Origin of the sequence: Caballeronia sp. BR00000012568055 (assembly GCF_029439455.1) — a bacterium.
In the GTDB taxonomy this organism is placed as follows: Bacteria; Pseudomonadota; Gammaproteobacteria; order Burkholderiales; family Burkholderiaceae; genus Caballeronia.
This window is the reverse complement of sequence record NZ_JAQFVG010000005.1, coordinates 16,723-27,455: the sequence shown is the minus strand read 5'-3', so window position 1 is coordinate 27,455 and position 10,733 is coordinate 16,723. Positions and strand designations below refer to the sequence as shown.

General features: G+C 63.5%; 11 protein-coding genes. 5 read left to right on the top strand and 6 right to left on the bottom strand.

The genetic code is table 11. From position 1 onward, the window contains the following. Genes fliJ through fliF form a run of 5 tightly spaced genes read right to left on the bottom strand, consistent with a single transcriptional unit; the run spans position 1 to position 5,511 of the window. A complete protein-coding gene (gene fliJ / locus P7F28_RS00850; protein WP_277182452.1) occupies positions 1 to 456 on the bottom strand; it encodes a flagellar export protein FliJ in 456 nt (151 codons plus the stop codon). Positions 457 to 506: 50 nt separating this feature from the next. Then, positions 507 to 2,021 carry a flagellar protein export ATPase FliI gene (fliI, locus tag P7F28_RS00845; RefSeq protein ID WP_277182453.1) on the bottom strand — a complete coding sequence of 505 codons (1,515 nt, stop codon included), beginning with the start codon at positions 2,019 to 2,021 and terminating at the stop codon, positions 507 to 509. A 47-nt stretch (positions 2,022 to 2,068) separates the two neighbouring features. After that, a complete protein-coding gene (gene fliH / locus P7F28_RS00840) occupies positions 2,069 to 2,734 on the bottom strand; it encodes a flagellar assembly protein FliH (protein WP_277182451.1) in 666 nt (221 codons plus the stop codon). Then, the gene (fliG, locus tag P7F28_RS00835; RefSeq protein WP_277182450.1) at positions 2,727 to 3,722 is read right to left on the bottom strand and encodes a flagellar motor switch protein FliG; all 996 of its coding nucleotides are present in this window, start codon (positions 3,720 to 3,722) and stop codon (positions 2,727 to 2,729) included. Before fliG ends, fliH begins: the two co-directional genes overlap by 8 nt. Beyond that, positions 3,712 to 5,511: a flagellar basal-body MS-ring/collar protein FliF gene (fliF, locus tag P7F28_RS00830; protein WP_277182449.1), complete on the bottom strand. Its 1,800-nt coding sequence runs from the start codon at positions 5,509 to 5,511 to the stop codon at positions 3,712 to 3,714. The genes fliG and fliF overlap by 11 nt, the downstream gene beginning before the upstream one ends. A 231-nt stretch (positions 5,512 to 5,742) precedes the next feature. On the opposite strand from fliF, the gene fliE reads away from it, so the two are divergent. From fliE to P7F28_RS00805, 5 genes are all read left to right on the top strand, one after another. Continuing rightward, a complete protein-coding gene (fliE, locus tag P7F28_RS00825; RefSeq protein ID WP_277182448.1) occupies positions 5,743 to 6,111 on the top strand; it encodes a flagellar hook-basal body complex protein FliE in 369 nt (122 codons plus the stop codon). A gap of 206 nt (positions 6,112 to 6,317) precedes the next feature. Further along, complete coding sequence (gene fliS, locus P7F28_RS00820; RefSeq protein WP_277182447.1) at positions 6,318 to 6,737, top strand: flagellar export chaperone FliS; 420 nt, start codon at positions 6,318 to 6,320, stop codon at positions 6,735 to 6,737. Between the two features lie 29 nt (positions 6,738 to 6,766). Next, positions 6,767 to 7,096: a flagellar protein FliT gene (locus P7F28_RS00815; RefSeq protein WP_277182445.1), complete on the top strand. Its 330-nt coding sequence runs from the start codon at positions 6,767 to 6,769 to the stop codon at positions 7,094 to 7,096. An 81-nt stretch (positions 7,097 to 7,177) separates the two neighbouring features. Next, positions 7,178 to 8,476, top strand: coding sequence for a flagellar hook-length control protein FliK (locus tag P7F28_RS00810; RefSeq protein ID WP_277182444.1), 1,299 nt, complete (start codon positions 7,178 to 7,180; stop codon positions 8,474 to 8,476). Next, positions 8,473 to 8,778, top strand: a complete 306-nt coding sequence (locus tag P7F28_RS00805) for an EscU/YscU/HrcU family type III secretion system export apparatus switch protein (RefSeq protein ID WP_277182442.1) — start codon at positions 8,473 to 8,475, stop codon at positions 8,776 to 8,778. The genes P7F28_RS00810 and P7F28_RS00805 overlap by 4 nt, the downstream gene beginning before the upstream one ends. Before the next feature lie 14 nt (positions 8,779 to 8,792). Here the strand turns inward: P7F28_RS00805 and P7F28_RS00800 are convergent, their stop codons facing one another. Next, positions 8,793 to 10,520 (bottom strand): isovaleryl-CoA dehydrogenase, encoded by a 1,728-nt coding sequence (locus tag P7F28_RS00800; RefSeq protein ID WP_277182441.1) that lies wholly within the window; start codon positions 10,518 to 10,520, stop codon positions 8,793 to 8,795. Positions 10,521 to 10,733 lie beyond the last annotated feature (213 nt).

Sequence of the window (10,733 nt, the reverse complement as noted above, 5' to 3'; positions counted from 1 at the left end):
TTAGGAAGACGCCCGCTCGGCGCGCATGCGCAGCACCTTGGCCGCGTGTTCGTCGGATTCGCGCTGTTCCACGCGCGCGGCTTTTTTCGCCAGCACCGCTTCGCCACGCGCGGCAAGCACTTCGTAGCTGCCGACTTTCTGCTTCTTGTTGCGCCATTCCGGCTTGGCCGCTTCGATACGCTGATCGGCCAGCAAAAGCAGCGTGCGCTGCTGGCTGATTGCGGTATCGAGCGTATCGACGAAAGCCTGGAAGTTGCGCAGCGTCTGCGCCGTCGTTCCCTGCTGCGCCGATGCCGTGAAACGCGCGTGATACTCGTCGCGGTAATTCACGAGCGAGTTCAGTTGCACTTCGACTTCGTTGCGTTCCTGCTGAAGCTTGCCGAGCTTCTTGGTCGCCGCATCGAGCTCTTCCTGAGCCAGCTCGATCAGGGTGTTGATAGGCAAGTTCTTAGACATGACAAGTGGTCTCTACGCAGAGTGTTCTTATGAAGAATACGGTTCGAATACTAGTCGAAAAGCATGTGAAGCATTTCGAGACTCGGCTCGAAATTGGCTTCCTCTCGAAAGCCTTGCTGTAAAAACGCCTCCATGCGCGGATACAGCGCAATGGCGCGGTCCAGCAGCGCGTCGCGTCCCGCCGAATACGCGCCGACGTTGATCAAATCCTTGTTGCGCTGATAGCGCGACAACATCTGCTTGAACAAGCGCACACGGTCCAGATGCTTGTCGTCGATGATCGATGTCATCACGCGGCTGATCGATTGTTCGATGTCGATAGCCGGGTAATGTCCCGCTTCCGCCAGCGACCGGCTCAGCACGATATGGCCATCGAGAATCGCGCGCGCGGAATCGGCGATCGGGTCTTGCTGGTCGTCGCCTTCGGTCAGTACGGTGTAGAACGCGGTGATCGAGCCGCCGCCTTCCGGGCCGTTGCCAGTGCGCTCCACGAGCGCCGGCAGCTTCGCAAACACCGACGGCGGATAACCCTTCGTCGCGGGCGGCTCGCCGATCGCCAGCGCGATTTCACGCTGGGCCATCGCGTAGCGCGTGAGCGAATCCATCAGCAGCAACACATGCTTGCCCTGATCGCGGAAATATTCAGCGAGCGACGTGGTGTACGCGGCGGCCTGCATCCGCAGAACCGGCGAAACGTCAGCGGGCGCGGCGACGACGACCGAACGCGCGAGACCGTCTTCACCCAGAATCTGCTCGATGAATTCCTTCACTTCGCGGCCACGTTCACCGATCAGCCCGATCACGATCACTTCAGCGCTCGTGTAGCGCGCCATCGTGCCGAGCAACACGGATTTACCGACGCCCGAGCCAGCGAACAAGCCCATGCGCTGGCCGCGTCCCACAGTCAGCAGCGAATTGATCGCGCGCACGCCGACGTCGAGCACCTTGTGGATCGGCTCGCGGTTCAGCGGGTTGATCACCGGGCCGGCGAGCGGCGCATCGTTTTTCGCGCCAAGCGGGCCGAAGCCATCGAGCGGACGGCCCGATGCATCGACCACGCGGCCGAGCATTTCCCAGCCGACCGGCAAGCGCTTGGCGCCTGCCATCGGATCGTCGATCGGCGCGCTTTCCATCGGATAGACGCGCGCGCCGGGCAGCAAACCAGCGACTTCGGTCGTCGGCATCAAAAAGAGTTTGTCGCCTGCGAAGCCGACGACTTCGGCTTCGGCAGTCGGGATCGCGCTGCCGGGCGGCAACTCGATCATGCATTCGGAGCCGACGCCCATCTTCAGACCGACCGCTTCCAGCACCAGGCCAGCCGCGCGCGTCAGACGCCCGCACGGACGCAGCGGCTTGGCGATCGATGCACGCGACTTCAGCGCATCGAGCTTCGACGTCCACGCGTCGATATGCGGATTGCCCGCGAGATACGCGAGATCGGCGATGGTGCGCGCGGCGTGCTCGTCCTTCACCGGCAGCACTTCTTCCGCTTCGTCCGCAGCCTGCGGCCCGAACGATGCGCGCGCCAGTTCCCGCTCAAGCTCGCTCAAGCCTTCTTCCGTGATATGCGGCGACGGCGGATGCGCCGGACCGTGCGGATGCGTCTGCGGATTTACCACAATTGGCTCCTTCCGAGCGCCGCCGCGACGCGCTCCCAGCGCGAGGCATTGGTCGAATCGACTTCGCCGGTGGCGGCGTGCGCGCGGCAGCCGCCACGCTCGACCAGCGGATCGGGACGCACGAGCCAGCCCGCCGCGCCGAGTTCCTCTTGCAGATATGCATCGACGATAGGCAAGTCGGCGGGATTCACGATCAGCGTCGGCGAGCCTTGCAGTTCCGGCTCCGTCGCGATCACCTCACGGGCGACTGCGACCAGCGCGGTCGGATCGTGCGCGAGATGCTGACGCACCACTTGCTGCGCGATATCGATCGCCAGCGACGCCAGCGTTTCCGCGATGGCGGCATCGGCAGCTTGCAATGCGGTCTTGAATTGCTCGGCGAGCGCGGTCAGTTGCGCGGCCTCTTCCAGCGCGATCTTGCGGCCTTCTTCGATGCCCTGCGCGTGACCTTGCTCGAAACCGGCCTGATAACCCAGCGCCTGGCCCGCGACATGACCTTTCGACAGACCTTGCGCGTGCGCGTCTTCTTCGACACGGCGCAGATGCGCTTCGAGCGCGGCCTGATCCGCGGCGCTGTGATCGACCGTGACCGGATCGAACGAAGCCATTTCCCAACGCTGATACGCAGACTGTTTCTGCGCGGTGTGTGCGTTAGACATATGCGTCCTCGGCCTTTCCGCCTAATTGAATCTGACCGTTTTCCGCGAGATTGCGGACCACTTGCAGCACCTTGCGCTGTTGCTGTTCCACTTCCGACACGCGCACCGGACCGCGCGAATCGAGGTCTTCCGCGAGCAGTTCCGCCGCGCGCTGCGACATGTTCGACAGGAACTTCGCGCGCAATTGCGGCTGCGCGCCCTTCAGCGACACGATCAGCGTTTCCGATTCGACTTCCTTGAGCAGCATCTGGATCGCGCGGTCTTCGAGGTCGATGAGGTTATCGAACACGAACATCTGGTCGATGATCTTCTGCGCCAGATCAGCGTCGTACGACTTGACGTTTTCGATCGCCGATTCTTCCTGGTTGCTCGCCATGAAGTTGAGGATTTCCGCCGCCGTGCGTACGCCGCCCATCGGCGAACGTTTGAGGTTGTCACTGCCGGAAAGCAGCGTGGTCAGCACGTCGTCGAGTTCGCGCAGCGCGGCGGGTTGAATACCGTCGAGCGTGGCGATTCGCAACAGCACGTCGTTACGCAGACGCTCCGACAGCAAGGACACGATTTCGGATGCCTGATCGCGGTCCAGATGCACGAGGATCGTCGCGATGATCTGCGGATGCTCGTTCTTGATGAGTTCCGCGACCGCCGCCGAGTCCATCCACTTCAGACCTTCGATACCGCTCGTATCGCTGCCTTGCAGAATGCGGTCGATCAGCGCGCCGGCTTTCGTCTCGCCCAGCGCCTTGTTCAGCACGGACTTGATGTACTCGCTCGAATCCATCGAGAGCGCGGTTTGCTGCTCCGCTTCCTTGACGAATTCGGTCAGCACGGAATCGAGTTCTTCGCGCGTGACGTTCTTGAGACTCGCCATCGTCGCGCCGATTTTCTGCACTTCGCGCGGGCCGAGGAATTTGAAAACTTCGGCAGCTTCTTCCTCACCGATCGACATCAGCAGGAGCGCGGCTTTATTGAGACCTTCAGCGTTCATCGGACACCCAGTTCTTGACGACCGTCGCTACGATTCTCGCGTCCTGGCGCGCGACGGACCGCGCATAGTCGAGGTTGCGATCGAATTTGGCTTTGTTGGCTTCTGCACTGCCCAGCAGACTGACTTCGGCGTCTTTCTCGCCATCGTCGAGCTGGTTGGCGCTCTTCGACGACGGACCGTCGAGGAACGCGAGTTCGTCAGGACCGCTCAGCGCGTTGGCAACGGGTTCCGGCGGCGGCGGGAAGGCGCGCTTCATCGCCGGCTTCACCATGCTGAAGTACAGGAACAGACCGACGATGCCGATGCCCAGATACTTCGCGCCCTGAATGCCCATGCCGATGCTTTCGCGCGTCTTCCACCACGGCACGTCCGGCGTCGTCACGAGGTCCGAGGAGAACGCGCTGTTGACCACGTTCACCGAGTCGCCGCGCTTGTCGTCGAAGCCCATCGCGTCCTTCACGAGCTGCTGGACTTGCGCGAGCTTGTCGGCGGCGAGCGGGGTCATCGTCACGTTGCCCTTGGCATCGACCTTCTTTTCGTAGTTCACGACCACCGCCACCGACAGGCGCTTGATGCCGCCCGATGCCTGCTCGAAGTGACGCACGGTGCGATCGACTTCGTAGTTGGTCGTGGTGTCCTTGCGCTGATTGGTCGGCGGCGTCTTCGCGCTGCCTGCGGTGCCGGATGCGGCTGCATCGATCGGCGCGGAGGCGGCTTGCGGCGGCTGGTTCGACAGCGCGCCCGGCACGCCGCCCACGCTGGTGCCGCCGTTTTCCATCGATTCGCTCGACTGCTGGCTGCGGATCGCGGTGGCTTGCGGGTTCGCGTTCGGGCCGTAGCTTTCGGCGGTTTGTTCCAGCTTCGAAAAGTCGATGTCCGCACTGACTTGCGAATGCGCGTTACCCGCGCCGAACAGCGGCGAGAGAATCGCGTCGATGCGCTTTTGCGTGTTGTGCTCGATCTGCTGCACATACTTCAATTGCGATGCGTCCAGACCGTTGGTGCCCACGCCCGCGTTGGTCAGCAGATTGCCGTCCTGATCGACGATGGTGACGTTCTTCACCGGCATATCCGCCACGCCCGAAGCGACCATGTGCGTGATCGCGCTGACTTGTCCTTCATCGAGCACGCGGCCCGGATACAGCTCGACCATCACGGAAGCGGTCGGCAATTCCTTGTCGCGCACGAAAACCGAAGGCTTCGGAATCGCCAGATGCACGCGCGCCGACTTCACCGACGAGATCGCCGAAATCGTCTTTTCGAGTTCGCCTTCCAGTGCGCGCTGATAGTTCACTTGTTCCGCGAACTGGCTGATGCCGAACTTCTGGTTGTCCATCAGTTCGAAGCCGACCGAACCGCTTTTCGGCAGGCCTTGCGCGGCCAGACGCAGACGCGTTTCGTGCACTTGTTCGGCCGGAACCAGGATCGCGCCACCGCCTTCGGAGAACTTGTAGGGAATGTTGCCTTGCTGCAGCGCCGTGACGATCGCGCCGCCGTCACGGTCGGAGAGATTCGAGAACAGCACGCGATAGTCGGGCTGGCGCGACCACATCACCAGACCGGCGACGACCATCGCCAGAATCGCGACTGCAATGATCAGCGGCACGCGCGGATTCGAGCGGAAGTTCGACAGCCCCGGCACGCGCTGCGCGAATCCGCCGAAATCGGCGCCGCCCGCGTTGCCCGTCAGGCTCGGCGCGGCCACGGACGCGGCGGGCGTGCCAGGCTGTGCGTCTGCGAGGCCCATTCTGGCGTCCGGGGTGATCAGTGAGTTGTTGGGCGTATCCATTTAGCGTCGATCTCTGTTTGGCGTCCCCTGCTGCTGAACTGGAATTCAGCACTGAGGCGACTTTTCACGATGGGGATTATCCGCAGAACATTGCAAGTCGATTCGACGAATAGAAGCGGGTTTTCCCCGTTCTTCCGGGGCTTTGCGCGATGCCGCACTGCTAACCTTTGTCGTACTCGGTCGGGGTGGATTCGCTGCTTCGTCCGGTTTTCACAGATCTCCGGAGTCAACATGAACTTTCCGATCAATCCGCTTTCTTCCGCGATGAGCGCGCTCAATTCGCTGGCCGCGCAGGCGTCCGGCGGCACCAAGGCAGCGGGCAATACCGACACCATCGCCACGGGCGCGGTGACCGGCCAGTCGGGCGCGGCGAGCGTCGATAGTTTCGCGAGCGCGCTGAAGTCGTCCATCGACAAGATCAGCGACACGCAAACGCACGCGCTGTCGGAAGCGCACGCGTTTGAAATCGGTTCGTCGAACGTTTCGCTGAACGATGTGATGGTGGATATGCAGAAGGCGAACGTGGGCTTGCAATTCGGGCTTCAGGTGCGCAACAAGCTGGTGTCGGCCTACAACGACATCATGAATATTTCGGTCTGAGCGATTTTTAAACTACCCGCGATACAGCCCTTTGAAGCCTGGAACCTTGTCTCCTAAAGCTTTTCGGCGTTGCTCCGATAACCCCGATAACGGCACGGCGGACGCAGGTTCCCGCGCCAGCACCGACACCGACCGGTCAGACGCTACAGCGCCTCAGGCGCAGGACATTTCGCGCGCGTACCGGTATCGCATAAGGAGAACCACGGATGTATTCCCCAGGACAAGCCGGAGCGAACGCGTATGCACGCGTGGGCGTTCAGACAGGGGTGATGGGAGCAAGCCCGCACAGGCTGATCGCGATGCTGTATCAGGGCGCGCGGCAGGCGGTGGCGCAGGCGCGGATGTTTCTGCAGCAGAACAACGTAAGCGGGCGCGGAGCGGCGATCACCAAGGCGATCGGCATCATCGAGCAGGGTCTTCAGCCGGCGCTGAACAAGGACGCGGGTGGCGAGATCGCGCATCGGCTGGACGCGCTGTATTCGTACATGACGCGCCGCCTCTTGCAGGCGAATCTGGAACAGGACGAAACGATGCTGGTGGAAGTCGACAATTTGCTGGCGACGCTGGAAGAAGCGTGGGTCGGAATCGCACCCGAAGTGGCGAAGTTGGCCGCGGCGACCGTTTGAACGAAGCCGGGGCGTCGAGCCTGACACGAATGAATACGACAGAAGAGTATTTCGCCCACTACGAGGCAATCGCGTCGCTGTCCGGCCGGATGCTGGCCGCCGCCCGCGAGGGCGAATGGAGTGACCTGAAGGTCATGCAGGGCACGTATCGCGAGTTGATCGACCAGTTGAAGGATGTCGATCATCGCTCGGAGCTGGATGAAACCGCCCGGGCGCGGAAGCTTGACCTCGTGAAGAAGATTCTCGCCGACGACGCCGCGATCCGCGATCTGTCGTCGCCGAGTCTGGCGCGTTTGTCGGCGCTGTTCACGGTCAACAGCCCGGCGCGCGTGTTGAAGAAGATGATAGGACTGCGTTAGTCGAGTCGAGTAAGTCGAGCGAATGAGCGGACGCGCCGCGTCCGGACCGGATCGCGCGCCTGCAATTGAGAGGATGTTTGCATGAGTGGGCTCGATTCCGCGATCTCCGCGCTGCTGAGCGCTCGCAGCGAGTTGTTTCTGACCGCGTTGCGCGGAGCGGGGACATCGACCGCCGGGCAAACGGCGACGCAAGGCAATGTGGCCAACACGGCCAATGTGCCCGGCACGTACGGGCCGAATCTCTATGGCAGCAACGGCGCGCCGGCGCCTTCCGCGCAGACCGCGCTTTCCAGCGTCGCGCGCACGCTCGATCTGATTTCCCGTCTGGGCGGCGACAACGCACCGCCCGCCATCACCAGCAACGCGCCGCTGTGGCCGACGCCGCCGCGTCCCGCCAGCGCGTTCGCCGCGCTCACCACCGGTCTTTTCGATACCGCGTTTTCCTCAAACGCCGCCGCCGTCGCGGCTGCGCGTGCGGCGAGTCAGAACATGCCGCCGTTGCCCGTTACGCAGATTGCGGCGCAACTGGCGAAAACGGTCGATGAAAGCGGTCTGTTCTACGAGTCGCATCTCGTGCAGTGGATCGCGGGTCAGCGCAGCACGGCGTCGCTGGCGAGCGAGCCGCAGTCGCGGATCGATCCGCGCGCGCTGTCTCTGCCGCTCGATTTCACCGATACGCAGCAGCGCACCGGCGTTCCTTTGCTCGACGTCACGCCGACTCCACCCGATACACCCGCGCACGCGATCCCGATCCCGATCCCCACGCCGCAGAATCCGCAGCAGGCGGCCGCGCTCGCCGCATCCGTACGCGATGCGCCCGTGACCGCGTTTTCCACGCCCGCGCCGCAGTCGAACGCGGAACATGCCGCGCCACATGAATCGGCGGTGCAGGCATCGCTCGATGCGGGCATCCATCCGGCGACGCTCACAACCGTGCGCCAGCAACTCGATGTGCTCGCCAACGGCCAGTTCCGCTGGCAGGGCGAGGCATGGCCGGGCACGCATTTCGACTGGGAAATCGAACGCGAGCCGCGCACGATCGAAGATCAGGGCGATGAACGCGCATGGCGTACGCGCGTCACGCTGTCCTTGCCCGCGCTCGGCATGGTCGATGCCGAGTTGCTGCTGACCGGCGACAAGCTCACCGCGCGCATCAAATCGACGGATCTGGGCGCGTCACGCCTGGCGGGCGATGGCGCGGCGTTCGCGCGAAAGCTGGAAGCGGCGGGCATTTCGCTGGCGTCGTTCAGCGTGCGCTCAATGGACGGCACGCACGAATTCGACGAAAACGGCGACACGCGCCGCAGCGCATCGAAACCGGTGCCGTCGCCATTGGCGCATTTGTTCGGCGCGCCCGCGAGCGAAGGAGAGGGCGCATGAACGAGCACGAGCCGTATCGAAAGCAGGCGACGGCGCTGGTCTACGAACCGGGCGCGCGCGAAGCCACGCCGCGCGTGGTCGCAAAGGGCTACGGCATCGTCGCGGAAATGATCGTGCAGCGCGCGAAGGAAGCAGGCGTCTACGTGCACGATTCGCCCGAAATGGTCTCGATGCTGATGCAGGTCGATCTCGACGCGCATATTCCGCCCGCGCTGTATCAGGCGGTGGCGGAACTGCTGGCCTGGGTGTATCGGCTGGAGAACGAGGAGCCGATCCGCGAGGCGGGCCGCGCCATACGCTAGATCCGCTAGATCCGCTAAACAGCGAACGCCCGCTTCACGATTTCCGCGTGATCGAACCGCGACGGCAACGTGCCGTACACGCGCCCCGTCTCGCCGCGCGATTCCCCCAGCCGCGTTTCGATAAACGCGCCCGCCACGTCGTGCGGCGCGTGACGCAGCATCAACACGCCTTGCGCGCATAGCGCCAACTGCTGCGCAATGCGCCGCGCCGATGCCTCGCGCGTGGCGGGATCGCCGGTCAGCATGGCGAACAGCGTCTGCAATGCGTTCGCCAGCACCGGATGATCGAAGGCCGCGCCGCGCCAGTCATCGAGCAAGGCGTGCGCGGCGTCTTGTTCGCGCTCGAAGGCGCGCAGCACGTCGAGGCACATCACGTTGCCGGAGCCTTCCCAGATCGAATTGACCGGCGCTTCGCGATAGAAACGCGCCATCGGCCCGGTTTCGACATAGCCGTTGCCGCCCCAGACTTCCATCGCTTCGCCGGTGAATTCGAGCGCGCGCTTGCAGACCCAGAACTTGGCGGCAGGCGTGACGATGCGCCGCCACGCGCGTTCCTTCGGATCGCCTGCGCTCGATGTGCTTTGCTCGAACGCGCCCGCCAGCCGCATGAACAGCAGCGTCGCCGCTTCGGACTCCAGCGCGAGATCGGCGAGCACGTTGCGCATCAACGGTTGATCGACGAGGCGCGCGTTGAAGGCGCTGCGATGCCGCGCGTGATGTATCGCCTCGACCAGCGCCGCGCGCATCAGCGCTGCGCTGCCGATCACGCAATCCAGCCGCGTGTAATTCGCCATCTCGATGATGGTCGGCACACCGCGTCCTTCGTCGCCGATCATCAGACCGTGGGCATCGAAAAATTCGACTTCGCTGCTCGCGTTCGAGCGATTGCCGAGTTTGTCCTTCAGACGCTGAATCCGCACCGCGTTCTTGCGGCCGTCCGGCGCGAAACGCGGCACGTAGAAGCACGACAGACCGCCTTCGTCCGCCGTGCGCGCGAGCACCAGATGCGCATCGCATTGCGGCGCGGAAAAGAACCACTTGTGCCCGATCAGCCGATACGCCCCGCCGCGCCCGCCCGAATCGATGGCGTGCGCGCGCGTGCGGTTGCTGCGCACGTCCGAGCCGCCTTGCTTCTCGGTCATGCCCATGCCGATCATCATCGAGCGCTTGCCGGCGTCGAGCGGAATGTCACGCGGATCGTGCTCGCGCGACAGCAGTTGCGCCGATAGTCGCGAGAACAGCGCCGGTTCGTTGCGCAGAATCGGAATGCTGGCGAAGGTCATGGTGATCGGGCACAGCGAGCCGGATTCGAGCTGGCCGTGCAGAAAGTAGCCCGCACAGCGCGCGGCCATCGATCCGGCGCGCGCGTCCGGTTCGAACGGCAGTGCCTGTAAACCTTCCTGCCGAAGCCTTCGCAACAATTCGTGCCACGCCGGATGAAACTCGATTCCATCGATACGCTCGCCGCGCGCATCGTGCGTATTCAGCTCCGGCGTATGCCGATTGGCCAGATCGGCCAGCGCGAGGACGTCGGGTTGCGTGAGCGCGCGGGCATCGCGGGACAGCGCTTCGGCGTGCCAGCCCGCGCCTTCGCGTTCGGGCGCGGCGGCCAACGCGTGATCGGCGGCGAAAGCGTCGTAATCGCGCAACTGCGGCGGCTGATTTGTGACTTCGTGTGTCTGGCCGAACGGCGTATCGGCATTGCTGGACTTATCGGATTTATCGGGCGAAGGCGAAATCATTTTCGATCTCCATTTCGGCTGCGTTGGTTTCCCCGCGTGGTTCCGGGCTGCGGCCGATATCTCGAATTTGACCATGATAGGACGCGCTCTCCGCCGCCGTGCGAGAGCGTGTTGATTACGTGTGCAAGCGCGCTTAGGGAATCGTCCGACCTTCTTGCGAATACTCTGAAAGCGAATCGACCTGAGACAAATCCGATTGTTATCGCGCGCAGG